Source organism: Kaistella yananensis (genome assembly GCF_026107505.2).
Classification (GTDB): domain Bacteria; phylum Bacteroidota; class Bacteroidia; order Flavobacteriales; family Weeksellaceae; genus Kaistella; species Kaistella yananensis.
Genome location: NZ_JAPCHZ010000002.1, coordinates 436,779 through 456,654, shown reverse-complemented (window position 1 = coordinate 456,654; position 19,876 = coordinate 436,779). Strand labels below are relative to the sequence as shown.

The following is a 19,876-nucleotide window of genomic DNA, read 5'->3' as shown; positions in this document are numbered from 1 at the left end:
CTCAAGTCAACATAAAAAAGAAATCCGCCCTTTTACAGAGCGGATTTTTTTTATCTGGCTATTTTCGGAATTACCGGTAAACTTTCGTTTCCGTCCGCTGACACACTTTGTACTGCGAACAGGAAATTATCTTTAGAATAAGGAATTGTTATTGAAGTTTCTGAAGTGAAAATTCTTTCCGTCCATACAGATTGGTCGGTTTCCCGAATCAAAATATGATAACCTTTAATTTTTCCCGAAAGTGGTTTATCCCAAGTAAGTTTTGTGGAATTTGAAAGTTCTTTCACGTCCATTTTTACATTTTCAGGTTTTGATGCAGACTTTGCAAGGTTAGCCAAAACTGCAACATTCACAGCCGTGTTTGTTTTCAGATAATCAAAATCCATGAACTCGATAAGGTCACCATACTTTTTATTATTTTCAGTTCTGATGTCCTGATGTTGATGATCGTAATTCTCGTAATAATCTGTTAACCGCACCGCTGTAAAACCATGGTTCACGAAAGGCGTATGATCTCCGCCACGTAAAAATCTGTCGTTTCGGTAAATGAGTTTAATATCAATGTTTTTCACGTATTTTTCACTGGTTTCTTTCACATAACGTGCAAGTTGACGGGCAGCTCCGTCGTTTTCCAGACCTAAATTCCGGATCGCTGCTGCTGTTTTTTCGGTTTCAAAAGCTGACAATCCTTCACTGAACACCCGTAGTTTTGGTTTCCCGGCATCTGTACCCGCATCAAAACTGTTATTACCGATCATATCATTGTTTAAAACTGCTTCCAAATCCCAGTTCTCTGCTTTTGCTTTATCAGCCAACATTCGTGCACCAAGCAATCCCTGCTCTTCACCACTTACCGCGACAAAAAGAATTGAAACCGGGAATTTTGATTTGCTTAAAACTCTCGCACTTTCAATAACAGCAGCAACTCCGCTTCCATCGTCATTTGCTCCGGGCGCAAAACTTTCTGCATCCATCACATCCGAAACTCTGGAATCAAGATGTCCGGAGATGATGATCACCCGTTTATCATTGGGATCCGTACCTTTCAAAAACGCAATGGCATTACCAAGATTTGTGTCTTTATTAATTCTTTTACCATCCGGTTTTAAATCCTGATTCTGGAGGTAAACTTCCATTCGTCCATCGGCATTCCGGGCATAATTCCGGAATTTTGAAAGCACCCAGTTTCTTGCAGCTCCAATTCCCCGCTTTGCATCTGTAGTTGAGCTCATCGTATGTCGCGTCCCGAAACTAACGAGCTTTTCGACATGAGCCTTCAGCGAATCTCTGTTAACCTGACTCACATATTTTGAAATTTCGAGATCATTTTTCGTTTTTTGAGCACTTAATGCGATGGACAATAATACGATCGGCAGAATCAGTATTTTTTTCATTTCAGTTTTTTTATTTCGTTTATAAACCCGGCAACAGTTTCATCAGTTGTTGCCCAGGAAGTAATTAACCGGATGGCAGATTTTTCATTGTTGATCTTTTTCCAAATATAAAAATCGAAATTTTCTGAAAGCAGCTCAATCTGTTTCGCATTTAACACAGGAAAAATTTGATTGGTAAACGTTTCAGAAAGGAAATCGCACCCAATTTCTGAAAAAGCAGCCTTAATCTTCATCGCCTGTCGGTTAGCATGATCAGCCAACTCAAAATACAGGTTATTTCTCATCAACTCCTGAAACTGAATCCCCAGAAGCCTTCCTTTTGCCAGCAATGCACCTTTCTGCTTAAGATGAAATTCAAATTCATCTTGCAGTGCTGGATTATTTATTATAATTGCTTCCCCAATCAAAGCTCCGTTTTTGGTGCCACCCAAATAAAAAGCATCCGTAAATTTGGCAACTTCTGCAAATGTTACATCGTTGGTTTCCGCGGTAAGCGCATGACCGAGGCGCGCGCCGTCCATAAATAGAATCAGGTTTTTGCTTTTGCAGAATTCGTACAGCTCCTGGAGCTCTTGCTTTGAATAAATGGTTCCGGTTTCTGTGGAATTCGAGATATAAACGAGTCTCTGTTTTAACTGATGCGGAATATTCTGATGTTCATTCATCACATTTTGTATGTCTGCAGGGCGCAATTTTCCGTCGATGGTTTGCACACTATGAATTTTGTGACCGGTTGCTTCAATTGCACCCGATTCATTGGTAAAAATATGACCTATATGGGCAGCAACCACACTTTCATGCGGCCTCAGAAAAGCAGAAATCACCGTGAGGTTGGCCTGTGTTCCGCCCGACACCAAATGTACAGCTGCATTGGGCGCATCAAATTTTTCCATAATGAATTTTGCCGCCTGAAGAGAATATTCGTCAAGCCCATAGCCACTTTGCTGGGTAAGATTATGCTTAGTAAGCGCATCCAGAATTCTGGGGTGAGCACCTTCGGAGTAATCGTTTTTAAAGGAATATTTCATTTTGTTTTCTTGAAGCCTAAGATGATCTAGGGTATGCTTTATGGTTGTTAAATGTAGAAAAAATGGGTGATTTCACCAACAAAAAAAGGGTAAATACACCCTTTATCACCTGTAAAAGTATTTTGATCTTTGTACATACAAATGATGAAAAAAAACTAATAACCATTATTTTATTAATTTTTAAGAAAAATTCAATTTTAGTTTTTCGTTAAAGCTGTAATTTTTTTTAAATGTTAATCGCGAAACGCACATAATTTTTGTGCGTTTTTTATTGTTTGTTTTTATTTGTTAGATTTGCGATACATTTAATCTAACTTATGATTTCACTTAGTGAAGAAAATTATCTGAAAGCCATTTTTCATTTAGCTGATAAAGAAAACACCGTAACCATTAACGAAATCAGCAAATTTCTTGATGTGAAAATGCCAAGTGTTAACAACATGATGAAGAAATTCGCTGAGAAAAACTGGGTGCGTTACGAAAGTTATAAACCACTGAAAATAACAGATTCCGGCAAAAAACAGGCTGCTTTGGTGGTGAGGAAACATCGGCTGACCGAAATGTTTCTCGTGGAAAAGATGAATTTCGGCTGGGAAAATGTACATGAAATCGCAGAACAACTTGAGCACATTCACTCCGAGACTTTTTTTGATAAAATGGATGAAATCCTGAATTTTCCAAAGTACGATCCTCATGGCGAACCTATTCCAGATAAAGATGGAAACATTATTGCCCAGGATTTAAAGAAACTGAGCGAATGCGAAAAGCACCAAAAGGTAATTTTCACCTCTGTAACCATCAGCGACGATGATTTCCTTACCTATCTCAACATCAAAAACTTAGAACTGGGGAAAGAAATCGAAGTTTTGGCTATTGAGAAATTCGATAAATCCATGACCGTAAACATTGATGGTTGCCCTACCGTTCTCAGCAAAATGGTGTGCGATAAAATTCTGGTTAAACTTTCTCACTAAGAAAACTGGTTTTGGCATATTGCTTCAATTCCCGTAACTTTGTAACATTCTCAAAATAATCAATAAAAATTAAAAATATGTCAAAAGCTATTTCGCAAGTTCCTTTTGCAGTAAACGAACCGGTAAGAAGTTATGAACCGGGTTCTGCAGAAGTGAAATCTCTGATTTCCGCTTACAAACAAATGTGGAAAGAGCAGGTAGAAATTCCCATGATCATCGATGGAAAAGAAGTAAAATCTGAAGATAAAATTGCCATCAGTTCACCTCAGGATCACCAGCACAATCTTGGATTTTATTACAGGGGAACTATGCAGCATGTTGAAGATGCAATAAATACTGCTTTGGCAGCGAAAGAAAAATGGAACAATCTCGGTTGGGAACAGCGTGCAGCAATTTTCCTTAAAGCTGCAGATTTGGTTGCCGGCCCTTACCGTGACCGTTTAAACGCGGCAACAATGATTGGACAAAGTAAAAACGTTCACCAGGCAGAAATTGATGCGGCGTGTGAATTCATCGATTTCCTTCGTTATAACGTAGAGTTTATGACTGAGATCTATAGCGAACAGCCCGTTTCGGATACAGGCGTTTGGAACAGATCTGAATACCGCCCGCTGGAAGGTTTCTGCTTTGCGGTAACTCCTTTCAACTTTACAGCGATTGCAGGTAACCTGCCAACATGTATGGCAATGATGGGAAATGTTGTGGTTTGGAAACCTTCAGACAAACAGGTTCTTTCAGCTAAAATTATTATGGATATCCTTACCGAAGCGGGCTTGCCTGCAGGAGTAATCAATATGATTTTTACCGATGGTAAAGAAACTGCAGATAAAGTGTTGTCACATCCCGATTTTGCAGGTTTGCATTTTACTGGGTCTACAACCGTTTTCCAGGATATGTGGAAGAAAATCGGAAACAATATCCACCAATATAAAACTTACCCAAGAATTGTTGGCGAAACTGGCGGAAAAGATTTCGTTATGGTACATCCATCTGCGAATGTGGAAGCAGTTGCTACAGGATTGGTTCGCGGTGCTTTCGAATATCAGGGACAAAAGTGTTCTGCAGCATCCAGAGCTTACGTTCCAAAATCACTTTGGAATGACGTGAAAGCTGTAATGGAATCTCAGCTTAAAACAATAAAAATGGGAAGCCCGGAAGATCCTTCCAACTTCATCAACGCCGTAATCGACAAAAATTCCTTCGAAAAGTGTAAAGGATATATCGAGCGTGCGGAAAAATCTGCAGAAGCAAACATTATTTTCGGTGGTAAATGTGATGATTCGAAAGGCTGGTTTGTAGAACCTACAGTAATTGAAACAACAAACCCGAAATACGAATCGGTTTGTGAAGAAATTTTCGGCCCAATCTTATCGGTGTATGTTTATGAAGACCAGGATTGGAAGGAAACACTGAAATTGGTTGATGAAACTTCACCTTATTCTTTAACCGGATCTATTTTCTCTCAGGACCGTTACGCCATTGATGAAGCTTACAAAGCTTTGGAAAATGCAGCCGGAAACTTCTATATCAACGATAAACCAACTGGTGCAGTTGTGGGTCAGCAACCGTTTGGCGGAGCGAGAGCATCCGGAACCAATGACAAAGCAGGTTCTAAAATGAACTTGCTGAGATGGGTTTCTGTACGAAGCATTAAGGAAACATTTGTATCGCCTAAAGATTACAAATATCCATATTTAGGATAAACATTTTTTCCTTTAAGTATAAAACTCTGTCAACTGACAGAGTTTTTTTATTCTAATCTTTTTAATGCTATTCAGGAAGTTATTTCAATGCGTAAAACAGTTAAAGACCACCAATCACGTATTTTAACAAAACTTTATACTTTAAGTTGGTTTAGTGGCACAGTTTTTACAATGATATCGATATATCACTTAATTTCACAAATAACTTAAAAATTTAATATTATGAGCACTAAAAGAAATGGTTTATTAGCCTTACTTGGACTTGGAGCAGTAGCATTTTGGAAATATAAAAACTCTACTCCAGAAGAAAAACAAGCGGTAAAGGATAAATTTAACACCGCCAAAGATAATTTCAATAAATTAGGAAGCGACTTAAAGTCAAAAGCCAATGACGTTGCTTCTCAGGTACAGAATAAAGTTGATCAAACCAAAACATCGGTGGCTGATTCTGCCAATCAAAACTAAAAACTTAGTTTTCATTAACATAAATCCGCGGTGTAAATTTACACCGCGGATTTTTTATTTTGGTAATGTACTGAAAAATAGTTGGTGGATTTTAGAAAATTAATGTTTAAATTCCGCCTGTTAATCCGAAGAGGAAAAAGGCAATGGTGGAGACCAACCTTTCAGCAATAGGATTAATGTTCAAAACGATAGTTTGAGGGTGAGATTTTCTCGCCCTTTTTAAATTATCGGATGAACTTTATTGCTAAAAAAACTCTATTTTTCGTTAGAAAAATAAATGTACCATTTGATGAAGTTAATTCTGTTTTTCAGCGTTAATCCTCTGTGTAGATCCAGGTGGTTTTTCAGATGACTGAAGTACCCTTCGATTCCGTTGGTTGTTTTTGGAATGTTTGGATTATCCAAATAATGAAACATATTGGGAAGCGCCCTTTTTATAGTAAAATATGTTCTTCTCAATAGTTTGTGGGTGTACCAATACCGTTCTGTTTCTGTGTTAATAGTTTTTTCATTGATATAGTCTTTATGCCGCTCATACCACTCCTTCAACTCCTGTGTCCACCAGATTCGATCGTTATGCGTTTTGATTTTCAGCAATAAAAGAACGTGTTTTCTCAACTCTTGACCTGCAATATGTTTAGGGAATTTGGTTAGCCAAATCAGGCACATTCTCTGGATATGGACCAAACATCTTTGGATGATGATGTTCCTGTCGGTTTTTTTGATCGCCTTCAAAATACTTTTATCACCATCAGAAGTGATGCTTTCAAGCCTCACTCCCAACAACAAAAGATTGGCCAGGTCTTCTTTGATCTCCTCGTAATGTTCTCCGTCTGTGAAGCGGATTAATTGAGTGTAACCGTCGAGATCGTCCTGATAAGCCACCAAACAAAACTGTGCAAAGTAAGTGGCATCCATTCTTAAGTTGACTTTTTCCCGTTTGATGATTTTTAATACTGGAGAGCTTTCCAGAATTTGATAAAAAGTCCTTTGCAGCGTATCCTTGGAGTATCCACTGTCTCGGCAAAGAGTCTTATAAGTCTGTCTTTCCAGCACCCATTTCCTAAACCACACAAACCTGTTTCTTAATCTTTGTTCTGGACGATTATTTGTGAAAAAAATTCCGCAGCTTTTGCATTTAAACCTCTGTTTTCCCGCTTGACTTCCCCAACGGATAACATCCAAACTTTTGCAAGCCCAGCATCGCTTTTTTAGTCATTTTTCACACAAAGAAAAAGTTTTATGAAACACGTTTCATAAAACTTTCTTCTATGCCTTTATCCATCGTTGATATAATGAATTTTACCAACTAGTTTTCAGTATTAAGCCTTTATTTTAAATTTTCCTGAATTTACTTTAACAGCGCATTAAATGTATCACCCTGGCGGATATCTCCCGTGTTATAACCTTTCATAAACCACTCTTTACGTTGCGCTGAGCTGCCGTGTGTAAAGCTTTCCTGATTTACATAGCCCTGTGAACGTTTCTGGATATTGTCATCGCCAACCGCTTCAGCTGCTGAAATTGCAGATTCAATATCACCTGGTTCCAAAAATTTCTCTCTGTTATCTGTTTGTCTCGCCCAAAGACCCGCATAAAAATCCGCCTGAAGTTCTGTAGCAACAGAAACCCTGTTCATATCGGCTTCAGAATATCTTCCGCTTCTTCTCAATTGGTCAGTTTTCTGTAAAGTCCCCAAGAGATTCTGGATATGATGACCCATTTCGTGAGCCATTACATATGCAATTGAAAACTCTGAAACCTGTGCGCCAAATCTTTGCTGAAGTTCTTTAAAAAAACTCATGTCCATATAAATGGTTTGGTCAGCCGGGCAATAAAAGGGACCCATCGCAGCCTGTGCTGTTCCGCATCCCGACTGTGTTACCGCTTCGAACATTACCACTTTTGCGGGCTCGTACTGCATTCCGTTTTCCTGAAAAACCTTTGTCCAGGTTTGTTCATTTTCTGCAGTAATCATCTGTACAAACTCGCGTACTTTTAATTCATCCGGCGTTAAATCACGCTGTTCGGTCCGCTGTGTTTCGCTTCCCATACCACTTGACAGAATGGCAGAAGGATCACCTCCTAGAAAGAATATAATTGCAGCGATAATAAGAGTACCGAGACCGCCGCCCACCATCATTCCACCGCCACCAGCGCCACGTCGATCATCTACATTTCCGCTTCTGTCGTTTGTCCATTTCATAGTTGATAATTTTTAAATTAATCTTGAGATTAAAAGTACGTTTTTTTTATTTATTTAGCTGATTTTTCTGCAACCAGAAACTTGTAGACTGGTACGCGGAGACACAGTCGTCAATCAAGTTTTGTACCGAATTTTTTAAAGGCACTTCATCGTAATATAACTTGAAATTTGCCGGTAATTCAGATTTTTGAGGCCTTAAGGAATTCTGACGTACTTTTTTTCTAGGTGAAATTACCGTCAGATAATTATCCTTAATTAAACCCAAATCCTGATAGGTTGCGATGTAGGCTTTCGGCTGAAAGCTCTCCTTGAAAATATCCTGGCCCAAAATTTAGAGGTATAATTGAAGTTTAAAAGTCCAAATATTGTTGATGATTTATGGCGCTGAAATAATATTTAATTCCCGAACCCGATACTGCCTTTTTTCTCAGAAAGTTTTTTCTTGAAATCGATCATCTGCAGTGCGGTTACCGCTGCTTCCACGCCTTTATTTCCGAGGCTTCCGCCACTTCTTGCAATCGACTGTTCTTTATTATCATCCGTAAGCAAACAGAATATCGTTGGAACGTCTGTTAAGACATTGCAGTCCTTGATTCCCTGTGCCACAGCGGAACAGACATAATCAAAATGCGGAGTTTCGCCACGGATTACACATCCTATCGCAATTACAGCATCAAATTTCCTTTCCTTACAAAGCTGCATGGAAGCAAAATTGAGTTCGAATGCGCCGGGAACGTTGAAAACTTTAATATTCTCATCTTTTACGCCTTCGGTTTTCAGTACTTCCAAAGCGCCGTCGCGAAGGTTGTGGGTTACAAAATCATTCCATTCAGAAACAACAATGCCAATTCTAAAAGAACCGGCATCATCAATTTTCAATGGTTTGTAATCTGAAAGATTTACAGTTGCCATTTTATATTTTTTAGTAGTATTTTACCATTTCGATGTAAGAATCCGACATTCCATTGTCGTAATCCTGATACTTCTCATCGATTGTAGAGAAATATTTTTTTGCTTCCGCATTTTTCTTCAAAGCTAAGGAGACCAAGCCTGCTTTTCTTGTGAAGTAATACGAGGTATACGGATCATCTGATGCTGACGATGCTTTATCCAGAAGCGAAAGAGCATCTTCGTTTTTATTGAGGTTGATCTGGCAGTCTGCCATTGCTCCATATTTCAGGGCCATTAAAATTTTATTTTTAGAAGAAAACTTTTCCAACAGATCGTAAGCTTCCTGATATTTCCCTTCTTTGAATTTCAGAAGGCCTGCATTATAAGCAGAAAGTTTACCAACCTTGGTTCCTGAATATTCGTTATAAGTTCCCAAATAACCGGGATTTGCAGCGGTTTTTCCTCCTAAAGCCAAATCCTCTTTACCATCTGCTAAATTTTTCTGGGCAGCAAGATAGCTCATCGTTGCCTCTTCATTTCTTGGGCCTACATAAAACTGCTCATATGCGAAATATCCCAGAACCAACGCTACCAAAGCCACAAAAACAGTAACTAAAGTTTTAGCATGCTTCTCCAAAAATCTTTCGGTATCCAGTGCACCTCTGTCTAAATCCTTGAAAACTTCTACGGTTTCCTTCCCTTCCATCTCTCTTTTGTCGGTGTGCGTTTTATGTTTTGCCATAATAAATTAAAAAATTGAAGTGCAAATTTAACTGTTTTTGAACGATTTACAAAATAAAGCCTGAAAAAACATTTCGGCTTTAAAATTACAGCCAAACAGCTAAGTTTTTGTTGTTAAAATAGGGGATTTTAAAAGGTTTTATAATCCAGAATTGTATAAACATCTGCGTCGAACTGCCTCAATCTTTCTTCCCCATGCAGATCTTGCAAGCCAATTAAAAAACTGAACTGCGAAACTGTTGCACCCTGCTTTTCTACCAGTCTTGCAGCGGCTTCAGTTGTACCGCCGGTAGCGAGCAGATCGTCATGAATAAGAATTCGCTGTCCCGGTTTAATTTGCCCGGTGCGCATTTCAATTTCTGCTGAACCGTATTCTAAATCGTATTTCACGCCGACAAAAGGCGGTGGAAGTTTGCCTGCTTTACGAATGAGTACAAAAGGAACTTCGAGGGCAACTGCAACAGCGATACCGAAGAGATACCCGCGACTTTCGATCCCACAAACTGCATCTACTTTACCGCGACTGAAATTCGCGAGATCAGCAATTACATCTTCGTAGAGTTTTGGATTAAGAAAAATCGGTGTAATATCTTTGAACTGAATTCCAGGTTTTGGAAAATCAGGAATATTTTCAATGGTATTCTCTAAATCGAGAATCAGCTGGGCATTTTTCATTTTAATTGATCTTATAACTTGAAATCTTCCACTCTCCATTTACATTTTTCAACCCAAAAGTTACCTGCAGCGCAGTTGTTTTTCCGCTTTTATCAGTTACATCATACGTTGCATTTACACTGGCTGAGTTTGTACTCGAACTTTGAGTGGTAATATTTTTAACATTGATGTTTTTCACTCCGCCAAACCCAGAGGTCGGATTCGAGAATGTTTCATAAGATCCCCAGTTAGGATTATCGGAAGTGTCGTAGGCTACTCTCAAGTTTTGGCTTCCAAGATTATTCAGAAAACGGGTAACGCTGGTTTTAGGATCTCCTGAAGGCGCAGCCGGCTGAATTTCTGTGCCAGTAGCAACATCGGTAGGATCTGTGACCGGAATATCAGTGTTTGGATTTGCTGGATTCTCTGCTGGATTACCCTGTGGAGAAAGCAAAGCTTTAGGATTTACCGGAACTCCGATTTTAGAAATTTTATATGTTTTCTTTGTGGTCTTCACGGAAACTGTAATGTCAATCTTGTTATCGCTTATTTTCTCCGCAGGCAGGGACGCAAATCTTAAATTAAAGCCTTTGAAGTTGTTATCCTGCATAAGATTCTTGGCGGTTAAAATTCGGGTGCCATTACTGAAAACTTCCATCACAGTTTCTAACGCTGCTCCTGTGAACACGATAGGATTCCCCGAACCATCTACGAGCCTTGGCACAACCTGCAGAGATTTTGGACCCAAAATACTGTCTACAGCCAGCGGTTTCGTATTAAGACTTAAAGATTTTGCAGAAATATCGTTGGGATCGGATTCTTTTGCTTCTTCGTTTCCGAAGATATTCATCTCTCCGAGAGACGGCGGGCCCGTACTCTTCCATTCGATTCCGTTTTCCTGCGCAACTTTGTCTGCGAGAGCAAAGATGCCGGGAACTTTCATTCCGTTAATTAGCTTACCCAAAGCATTCAGTTCGTTGACATCGCCATCTGCTTCAACTCCAAAAGTCTTGAGAATATACAAGGCTTCATTGAATTTTACCTGCTGCAGTGTATTAAGACTGGAAGCCATATCGTTGATACTTGACTGTAATGACTTGGTGGTGCTTGCATCAACTTTGTCTTTCTTACATGCAACAAGTAAAAAAGAACAAAATATAATTAGAAAAAAATGCTTCATAAGATGAGGTTTAGATACAAATTTAACAAAAATCCCGACACAAAGCCGGGATTTTTTTATTGAACGATCTATAGAAAATTAGAACGGATATTCGTAAATTTTTGATTCTTTTACGTAAGGATTGCCTTCCGGAATTAATTTCAGTTTTGAAAGTGCAGTTAAAACTACAAATACAAACAAACCAACGCCAAATAACACGGAGCCTAAATTAAGGATGAAAACTTCCGGTGTCTTCCAGTAAGGTCCTACCGTTCCCGGCATCACCATATTGAAATAATCGAGCCAGTGACCCACAAGTACGATTACTGCTACCGTTGTAACTACGGTGTAATTTCTCTTGATACTTGAACTTACCAAAACCAATAAAGGAATAAGGAAGTTAAGAATAAGCATCGGCAGGAAAGTAGGTCCATAATATTTAAACCTTCCGAAGAAATAGTTTACCTCTTCTGGTACGTTGGCATACCAGTAAAGCATAAACTGACAGAACCATGTGTAAGACCAAAGCATACTTGTCGCGAAAAGGAAAACTCCTAAATCGTGCAGGTGATTATCATTGAACTGCGGTAAAACACCTTTTTTCTTAAGGTATACACTGATCAAAATAATCGCTGCAACCGCAGAAGCCAATGTACTTACCATGGCATACCAAATGTACATGGTAGAATACCAGTGAGGGTCAATTGACATTAACCAATCCCAAGCCCAGGCTGCAGATGCAAAACCGAAGAAAGCGATGTATCCGATACTCCAGTTATAGTAAGATGCATAAACTTTTCTGTCTTTAGTTTCATCAACTTTCTTGGAAAGTGTTTTAAGTTTCCATGCGAAGAACGACGCACCCACTACGTAAAGTACTGTTCTGAAAGCATAGAAAGGAATATTTAAGAATATTTTCTTCTCATAAAGGATAGGATCGAAATGTGCATCACCAGGGGTTGTTAATTCCGGATCCATCCAGTGGAAAAGATGTCCCTGATGGCTGGCATTCAACAGCATGATGATAATAAGAATCGCACCTGCATAAGGTATAAAAGATGCGATAGCTTCCATTACTCTTAAAATAATGATTGACCAGCCTGCATGCGCTGCATTCTGAATAGAATAGAAAAACAATGCACAACAGCTCAGCGCGAACAAAAATACCGCAACGGTGTGAATTGCTGCCAAAGGTTGGTTATGAATCTGCAGTTTTGCATGGTCCAAATGAGCTTGATGATCCTGAGGACCTACCATTTCGCTTGAATGTGTAGGAGCATGATTACCTCCGGCATGAACGGCCTCCATCATATGTTCAATTCTTGCATCATCGATACCGTGATTCATAAAGTAACCTACTCCAAAAAGCACTAATCCCAGAACGATAAATATGATTGAATATCTTCTTAATTTAGGTGAAAAACTATACATTTTTTAATTCTTTTTATTTAGTAGGACTAGTTGTTACACTCGCAGAAGCTGCAGCAGCAGCATCAGTTGCAGGTGCTGCATCAGCAGGAGCTGCTGGAGCAATTCCACCTTTGAAGGCATTCATTACGTACATTGCAACTCTCCACCGGTCACCAGGTTTTAATTGTCCAGCGTAAGAACCCATTGCGTTTCTACCATTGGTAATCACATAATGAACAGAACCTACGGTAAGCTGCCGGTCGGCATAATTAGGAACACCCACATAAGCGCCACTGGCAACAATTGGTCCCTGTCCGTCACCGCCGGTACCGTGACATGCTGCACAAGCCTGGTTATATAGAAGTTTACCTCTTTCAATATCTTTTGCCTGATTCGCCGCATTTAGTGGTGATTCCGAAATCAATTTAGAAGCATCATAACCTCCATTGTACTGATCTGGCGTCATCGCAGTATTCATTGCTTCGTCTGCAACACCATCATTATTCTGGGCAACAGTTCCATTTACAGGACTTAATCCTGTAGCGCCGTTGTTCTTAACAAAAGCTGGAATTTCATTTTCATGATCTGAATATGCATCTTCAGCTTTCATTAAAGGATCATATGCTACCGGAAAGTACATATCAGGAAAATAAACCAATGGCGGATTTTCTTTGCTGCAAGAACTTAATGAAATTGCTGCAAATCCTAAGATGGCTGTAATTTTAAATATATTCTTTGTCATTTGGACAATTTTATTGTTTTTATAATCAAATGGAACCGTTTTACAGGGTTTCATTCTAAGCATCTTTTACCGTAATTTCTTCTACACCGGTATCTATCAGGATTTGTTTTACAGATTCTACATCATCGGTTACAAATTCCATCATAAACTTATCATCGGTAGTTCTAGGATCTGGATTTTGTGGCGGGCAACCTGGATACATTTTGTTTCTTACCAAGAAGGTAAGCGACATCATGTGTGCTGCACAAAATACCATGAGTTCAAACATTGGAACTACGAATGCAGGCATGTTTCTGGACCATTCGAAAGCTGGTTTACCACCAATATTCTGAGGCCAGTCGCGAATCATGGTATAATAAGTAACCAAGATACCAATGGTTACACCATATACTGCGTAAATAAATGCAGCATCGGAAATTCTGGTCTTTTTTAACCCTAAAGCTTTGTCAAGACCATGAACCGGAAACGGAGTATACACTTCGTCGATTTTGATTCCTTTGTCATTGAAGGCGTGTACGCCGTTCAATAAATCGTCATCATCGGCATAAATACCGTAAACTTTTTTAGTGGTGCTCATCATCTTCTTCTTTTGCTTTATAAGTTTCACCTGAGATTTTTAAAATAGACTTCAATTCGGCCTGAGCAATTACAGGGAATGTTCTGGCGTAGAGTAAGAATAACACTCCGAAGAAGCCTATTGTTCCTAGGAATACCCCTACGTCAATAATTGTTGGCTTAAACATCGTCCAGGAACTTGGCAAGTAATCTCTTGAGATATTGATTACGATGATATCGAATCTTTCGAACCACATCCCGATGTTGATGATCAAGGCGATAATAAATGTAGCCATAATGTTTGTACGGATTTTTTTGAACCAGAACAAAGCAGGAATAACCAAGTTACAGATAATCAACGCCCAGAAAGCCCACCAGTAAGGTCCTGTTGCTGCACCCGGAGACAGATAAACGAAATCTTCGTATCTTGAACCGGAGTACCATGCGATGAAATATTCACATGCGTAGGCTACAGTTACCATACCACCTGTTACAACGATTACGATGTTCATAATCTCAATATGGTACATGGTAATATAATCCTCTAAGTGTGCTACTTTTCTTGCAACAAGCAAGAGGGTTTGTACCATTGCAAATCCGGAGAAAATTGCTCCCGCAACGAAGTACGGAGGATAAATGGTTGAGTGCCAACCTTTAATTACCGATGTAGCAAAGTCAAAGGATACGGTGGTGTGCACCGAGAATACAAGCGGTGTTGCCAAACCTGCCAAAACGAGTGATAATTCCTCGAATCTTTGCCAGTGTTTTGCTTTACCACCCCAACCGAAAGCCAGGAATGTATAAATTCGTTTCGTCCAAGGCGTTTTTGCACGGTCTCTTATCATCGCAAAGTCAGGGATTAATCCCATAAACCAGAAAACGGTAGATACAGAGAAATAGGTTGAAATTGCAAATACGTCCCAAAGCAGCGGTGAGTTAAAGTTCGTCCAAAGAGAACCATACTGGTTTGGTAAAGGGAAAACCCAATATCCTACCCATACTCTACCCATGTGAATTACCGGGAAAAGTGCTGCCTGCACAACGGCGAAGATCGTCATTGCTTCTGCGGAGCGGTTTACCGACATTCTCCATCTTTGTCTAAATAAGAGGAGAACTGCAGAAATTAAGGTTCCGGCGTGACCGATACCTACCCACCAAACGAAGTTGGTGATATCCCATCCCCAGTTGTTGGTTCTGTTAAGTCCCCAGGCACCGATACCGGTACCAATGGTGTACGCGATACAGCCAAATCCGTAGATGAATAGTGTTAAAGCTATCCAAAAGGAAACCCACCATAATTTTCCTGCGCGTTCCTCGATAGGTCTTGCGATATCTTCTGTGATATCGTGATAAGTCTTATGACCAATAATTAAAGGTTCCCTTATCGGAGCTTCGTAATGTCCTGACATTTTTTACCTATTTATTATTTAAACATTTTGTTCTTTTCTGTTTCTCACTTTGGTGTGGTAGAAAACGTTTGGTTTTGTACCAATCTCCTCAAGCAACGTATATCTTCTGTTAGAGCTGTATAATGCTCTTACTTCAGAAGTTTTGTCGTTCATATCACCAAACTTCATAGCTCCTGTAGAACAAGCATTCACACAAGCTGTAGAGAATTCTCCGTCTTTTACTGTTCTGCCTTCTTTCTTAGCTTCAAGAATCGTTTTCTGTGTCATCTGAATACACATTGAACATTTCTCCATTACCCCTCTTGTTCTTACAACAACATCAGGATTCAGCACCATTCTTCCTAAATCGTTATTCTGATTGAAGTCGAATTTATCGTTAAGGTTATACGTAAACCAGTTGAATCTTCTTACTTTATACGGACAGTTGTTCGCACAGTATCTTGTACCGATACATCTGTTGTAAGCCATTTGGTTTTGCCCCTGCTTACCGTGCGATGTGGCGGCAACCGGACAAACAGTTTCACAAGGTGCGTGGTTACAGTGCTGACACATTACTGGCTGGAAGATTACATCGGGGTTATCCGCAGGATGGTTAAGAATACCGCTGTCCTTATCGAAAGCGTGACCATACATTCCCGGTACATCAAGATCTGCAGAAACTGCTTCTTCCTGAGAAAGTTTGCTGTCTTTGTTCTTATCCATTTCAGCAGGAACGTTGGTAGAATAATAGCGGTCGATTCTCAACCAATACATATCCCGCGACATTCTTACTTCTTCTTTACCTACGACCGGAACGTTGTTTTCTGCCTGACAGGCAATGATACAGGCACCACATCCGGTACATGAATTCAGGTCAACAGAAAGGTTAAAGTGTGGCCCATCGGTATCATCAAATGAATCCCAAAGATCTACTTTACCTGCCGGTAAAGCTCCTCCAATGGTATGGTATTCCAAAGGTTTGTTCCAGCCTAATTCTTCGTCATCAAATTTCACATTAAGGAACGTATCCAAAGGAACTTCTCTCGCGATATCGTAACGACCCATTAAGGTATTCTGAAGCTGCATTCCCGCAAATTCGTGCTCACCTCCTGTCTTCTCAATTTTCACATTAGATAAAACTGAATTTGAACCGTCGAACAAAGGATAAACATTAACTCCAGTTTCTGCGACTTTCCCTGAATCTTTCTTTCCATAACCCAGCGCAAGTCCCATAGAACCTTCTGCCTGACCCGGCTGTACAAATACAGGTACATCTTTAATTGTAACACCGTTTACTGTAAGGTTTACCAGAGAGCCATCCAACTGCATTCTTGCATTCAGGTCATTGTCTAAACCTAATTTTTCGGCATCTTTAGGAGAAACTGTCAGATAGTTATCCCAGGAAATTCTGGTGATAGGATCAGGTAATTCCTGCAACCAAGGGTTGTTAGCCTGGGTTCCGTCTCCCATCGAAGTTTTGGTATAAAGAACCAATTCTAAATCTGATGCTTTAAAGCTGTTTAATTCTGTGGCAGCCTGTGCAGCATTTCCGCCAGTATAAGAAAGCGAGCCGATCACGCTTCCTCCTTCAACTACACCATTGTAAAGTGCCTTGTTGAAAGGAGTTCCACCGATGAAAGTGGCTGCATTCGCTTTTAAATAATCGTAATAGTTATTGGCAGCATTATTTTTCCCGTTCATCCAAACCAATAAGGATTCTTCAATCTGTCTTGATTTGTAAATTTTCTGGATGGTTGGCTGCATTAAGGTGTAGACACCTGTTTGAGGAGCCATATCTCCCCATGATTCGAGCCAGTTGGCTACAGGAATTACAGCTTTCGCTGCCTTGTACATTTCGTTTTTCTTGTCGGCTACAGCTACCACTACAGGAACTTTTGCTACAAGTTTTTTGAAATCTTCACCTTTGTTGTTGGAGTAAATCGGGTTTACATTGTTGGCAATCAATACACCCACCTGCCCTGCATTCATCCAAGCTAAAAATTCCTGATATCTTGCTGCATCAAATTCTTTCAGGAAGTTTGCTTTTCCTGTAAATGCTTTGGATGCTAATTTTTGATTGATTAAGTGTGCTAAAACGTGTGCTGCTTTAGATCCGTCAGCAAAAACAACTGCATTGCTTCCTTTTTCCTGAAGTTCTTTTACGATACCTGCAGCTTCTTTACTTACAGAACCTCCGTTAAGACCGTTATAAACTTCAACTAAAACTTTGTTTACTGCACTTGGCTTAAGTTTTATTCTTGAATCGGCATTTGCACCGGTTAAAGACATATTCGATTCGATCTGGATGTGTCTCAACATATCCGGGCCTGGCTTTCTTGCCGCAGCGTAAGAAGTTTCTAAAGAACTTCCGTTATAATCTCCTAAGAAATCTGCCTGGAAAGAAACGACCAGTTGCGTCCCAGTTAAATCGTAAACCGGCAATGCTCTTTGTCCGAAAACTTCCTGAGCTGCATCTAAAGCTGCTGTATGAGGAACTGCATCGTAAGTTACAAGTTCAGCTGTAGGATATTTCGCCTTGAAATCAGCAAATAACTTCTTGAATGTTGGCGACGCGTAAGAATGTGATAAAAGAACAATTTTCTTACCTCCAGCCTGTGCATCTGCCAAACCTTTAAGAACGAAATCATCAACTTTGTCGAAAGTTTCGTCTTTACCGTTAAGTTTTGGCTGCTTTACTTTATCATTGTCGTAAAGTGAAAGTACCGCTGCCTGTGCTCTTGCATTGGTTTTACCCAAGTCTTTTGCTAACGGATTCGGTTCTATTTTGATAGGTCTTCCTTCTCTGGTTTTTACTAAAACACTTGCGAAATCGTAACCATCAAAATATGTAGTTGCATAATAATTGGGAACACCAGGGATAATTTCGTGGGGTTTTACTACGTAAGGAATGGTTTTAATCACCGGAGCCTCACAAGCGGCCAAAGTAACAGCAGCAGTAGAGAATCCTAAAAGTTTCAGGAAATCTCTTCTGGATGATCCCGATTCCTTTGATTTTTCACCTCCCAACAATTCACCCACAGGAATTTCGTCCTGAAATTCTTTAAGAGCCAGCCTGGAGTTTAGGCTTGGATCTTTCAGTTCGTGAATACTTCTGAATTTTATTTTATTTGAAGCCATTGATACTTCTAATTTTTGTTATTAATAATGACATTTACCACACTCAAGACCTCCAATCGCATCTACGGTAATTTTCGTACCTGAACCATACTGTTTTTTCAGTTTGTCGTGTAGATTTTTGAAGTATTCTTTATTATAACCGTTGTTCATATCAACTTCTGTTGTTCTGTGACACTCGATACACCAACCCATGGTAAAGTCGTTTGCCATTTGCACCACGTTCATGGTATCAACCTGCCCGTGACAAGCTTTACAAACTACATCAATTTTCGCTTCAGGATTCTTTTTGTTATGAGAGCTGATGATTGCCTGCTCGCCAGCAACTACGTGCTGAGAGTGATCGAAGTACACAAAATCCGGCATGTTGTGGATCCTCACCCATTCTACAGGTTGTGTTTTACCTGTATACTGCTGTGATGCTGGATCCCAGCCTGTTGCCGCGTAGATTTTTTGAATTTCACCGTCGTAGAATGCTTTATCTTTTCCAGGCTCCATATATTTACCATTGTATTCGGAAATTGTACGGTGACAGTTCATACAAACGTTCATGGAAGGAATTTCAGAAACTTTACCATACTTCGCTGAAGAGTGACAAAGCTGGCAGTCGATTTTATTTTCACCTGCGTGAATTTTGTGAGAGAAGTAAATTGGCTGTTCCGGTTTATAACCCTTGTAAACGCCTATCCACATTAGCCAGTTCCAGATTCCGTATGCTGCTAAAACACCCAGAACTACAAGAACTCCTTTTCCTACGTAGTGGTATTTTCTGTAAAGATCGCCAAGAGAAACCGCTCTGTTTGCGTTGAGTTCGGAAAGCTCTTCACTTTGCTGAAGTTTTACCAGCTGCTGAAGTTTTAGAAGCAACCAAAGCAACAATGCACCGATAGCTACTAATGAAATAAGAATGATTTTCGAGTTTACTGATTCCTTTTTCGCAGCCTCTAAAGCAGCTACTGAATTTGTATCTGCAGCTCCGCCAGTCGCAGCATCAGCCGCAGCCGGTTCCGGCGCCGGGGGATTAGTTGTATACTCTAAAATGTCATCGATGTCCTGATCTGTAAGATTAGGAAAAGGGAGCATCTCCGTTTTGTTAAACTTCTCGTAAACTTCAATGGCGTACTTATCGCCCGATTCGCGCAGGGATTTATTGTCTTTAATCCATTTATGCAGCCAATCTGTATCGAGATTCTGCTCTTTTTTAAGCCTGTCTACTACGCCACCTAATGAAGGACCAATAAGTTGCTTGTCTAATGCGTGACACGCGGCACAGTTAGCTTTGAAAAGCTTTTCACCGTTTTTCGCATCTCCTTGAGCGTAAATAGAAGCACTGGTCGACAGCAATAGACCTATTGCGATAAGACCCCTCTTGTAATGCTTTCTCCAACTAATCATTTATAAAATCTTGGGTTAGTAAAATATTTGAGTTTA

General features: G+C 39.8%; 17 protein-coding genes and 1 pseudogene. 3 read left to right on the top strand and 15 right to left on the bottom strand.

The window, feature by feature from the left end; translation table 11 throughout:
- Positions 1-50: 50 nt before the first annotated feature.
- Positions 51-1,394 carry a M28 family metallopeptidase gene (locus OK344_RS06380; RefSeq protein WP_265143988.1) on the bottom strand — a complete coding sequence of 448 codons (1,344 nt, stop codon included), beginning with the start codon at positions 1,392-1,394 and terminating at the stop codon, positions 51-53.
- Complete coding sequence (locus OK344_RS06375) at positions 1,391-2,464, bottom strand: threonine aldolase family protein (protein WP_330697438.1); 1,074 nt, start codon at positions 2,462-2,464, stop codon at positions 1,391-1,393. Before OK344_RS06375 ends, OK344_RS06380 begins: the two co-directional genes overlap by 4 nt.
- A 275-nt stretch (positions 2,465-2,739) precedes the next feature.
- Here OK344_RS06375 and OK344_RS06370 point away from each other — a divergent pair, with 275 nt between their 5' ends.
- From OK344_RS06370 to OK344_RS06360, 3 genes are all read left to right on the top strand, one after another.
- On the top strand, positions 2,740-3,396 hold the full coding sequence (locus OK344_RS06370; protein WP_265143986.1) for a metal-dependent transcriptional regulator: 657 nt from the start codon (positions 2,740-2,742) through the stop codon (positions 3,394-3,396).
- Positions 3,397-3,473: 77 nt separating this feature from the next.
- The gene (gene pruA / locus OK344_RS06365) at positions 3,474-5,099 is read left to right on the top strand and encodes an L-glutamate gamma-semialdehyde dehydrogenase (RefSeq protein ID WP_265143985.1); all 1,626 of its coding nucleotides are present in this window, start codon (positions 3,474-3,476) and stop codon (positions 5,097-5,099) included.
- A gap of 222 nt (positions 5,100-5,321) precedes the next feature.
- Entirely contained in the window at positions 5,322-5,564 is a 243-nt protein-coding gene (locus OK344_RS06360; RefSeq protein ID WP_088468520.1) for a YtxH domain-containing protein, read from the top strand.
- 255 nt (positions 5,565-5,819) lie between these two features.
- Here the strand turns inward: OK344_RS06360 and OK344_RS06355 are convergent.
- The 13 genes and pseudogenes from OK344_RS06355 to OK344_RS06295 all read right to left on the bottom strand — a co-directional run.
- Positions 5,820-6,758, bottom strand: a pseudogene (locus OK344_RS06355) (IS256 family transposase, variant Zn-binding type); the annotation flags it as partial.
- 157 nt (positions 6,759-6,915) lie between these two features.
- Positions 6,916-7,770 (bottom strand): KPN_02809 family neutral zinc metallopeptidase, encoded by an 855-nt coding sequence (ypfJ, locus tag OK344_RS06350; protein WP_088468519.1) that lies wholly within the window; start codon positions 7,768-7,770, stop codon positions 6,916-6,918.
- A 46-nt stretch (positions 7,771-7,816) separates the two neighbouring features.
- On the bottom strand, positions 7,817-8,098 hold the full coding sequence (locus tag OK344_RS06345; RefSeq protein WP_265143984.1) for a hypothetical protein: 282 nt from the start codon (positions 8,096-8,098) through the stop codon (positions 7,817-7,819).
- Between the two features lie 68 nt (positions 8,099-8,166).
- Positions 8,167-8,682 (bottom strand): 6,7-dimethyl-8-ribityllumazine synthase, encoded by a 516-nt coding sequence (gene ribH, locus OK344_RS06340; protein ID WP_265143983.1) that lies wholly within the window; start codon positions 8,680-8,682, stop codon positions 8,167-8,169.
- A 10-nt stretch (positions 8,683-8,692) separates the two neighbouring features.
- Positions 8,693-9,403 carry a YfgM family protein gene (locus OK344_RS06335; RefSeq protein WP_265143982.1) on the bottom strand — a complete coding sequence of 237 codons (711 nt, stop codon included), beginning with the start codon at positions 9,401-9,403 and terminating at the stop codon, positions 8,693-8,695.
- Between the two features lie 128 nt (positions 9,404-9,531).
- A complete protein-coding gene (locus OK344_RS06330) occupies positions 9,532-10,077 on the bottom strand; it encodes an adenine phosphoribosyltransferase (RefSeq protein ID WP_265143981.1) in 546 nt (181 codons plus the stop codon).
- Position 10,078: 1 nt separating this feature from the next.
- Positions 10,079-11,236: a hypothetical protein gene (locus OK344_RS06325; protein ID WP_265143980.1), complete on the bottom strand. Its 1,158-nt coding sequence runs from the start codon at positions 11,234-11,236 to the stop codon at positions 10,079-10,081.
- A 78-nt stretch (positions 11,237-11,314) separates the two neighbouring features.
- Positions 11,315-12,646 (bottom strand): quinol:cytochrome C oxidoreductase, encoded by a 1,332-nt coding sequence (locus OK344_RS06320; protein WP_265143979.1) that lies wholly within the window; start codon positions 12,644-12,646, stop codon positions 11,315-11,317.
- A gap of 13 nt (positions 12,647-12,659) precedes the next feature.
- Complete coding sequence (locus tag OK344_RS06315; protein ID WP_265143978.1) at positions 12,660-13,367, bottom strand: c-type cytochrome; 708 nt, start codon at positions 13,365-13,367, stop codon at positions 12,660-12,662.
- Between the two features lie 55 nt (positions 13,368-13,422).
- Positions 13,423-13,944 (bottom strand): DUF3341 domain-containing protein, encoded by a 522-nt coding sequence (locus tag OK344_RS06310; RefSeq protein WP_265144116.1) that lies wholly within the window; start codon positions 13,942-13,944, stop codon positions 13,423-13,425.
- A complete protein-coding gene (nrfD, locus tag OK344_RS06305; RefSeq protein WP_265143977.1) occupies positions 13,931-15,331 on the bottom strand; it encodes an NrfD/PsrC family molybdoenzyme membrane anchor subunit in 1,401 nt (466 codons plus the stop codon). The genes OK344_RS06310 and nrfD overlap by 14 nt, the downstream gene beginning before the upstream one ends.
- 18 nt (positions 15,332-15,349) lie before the next feature.
- Positions 15,350-18,448, bottom strand: coding sequence for a TAT-variant-translocated molybdopterin oxidoreductase (locus OK344_RS06300; RefSeq protein WP_265143976.1), 3,099 nt, complete (start codon positions 18,446-18,448; stop codon positions 15,350-15,352).
- A 21-nt stretch (positions 18,449-18,469) separates the two neighbouring features.
- A complete protein-coding gene (locus OK344_RS06295) occupies positions 18,470-19,840 on the bottom strand; it encodes a c-type cytochrome (RefSeq protein WP_265143975.1) in 1,371 nt (456 codons plus the stop codon).
- Positions 19,841-19,876 lie beyond the last annotated feature (36 nt).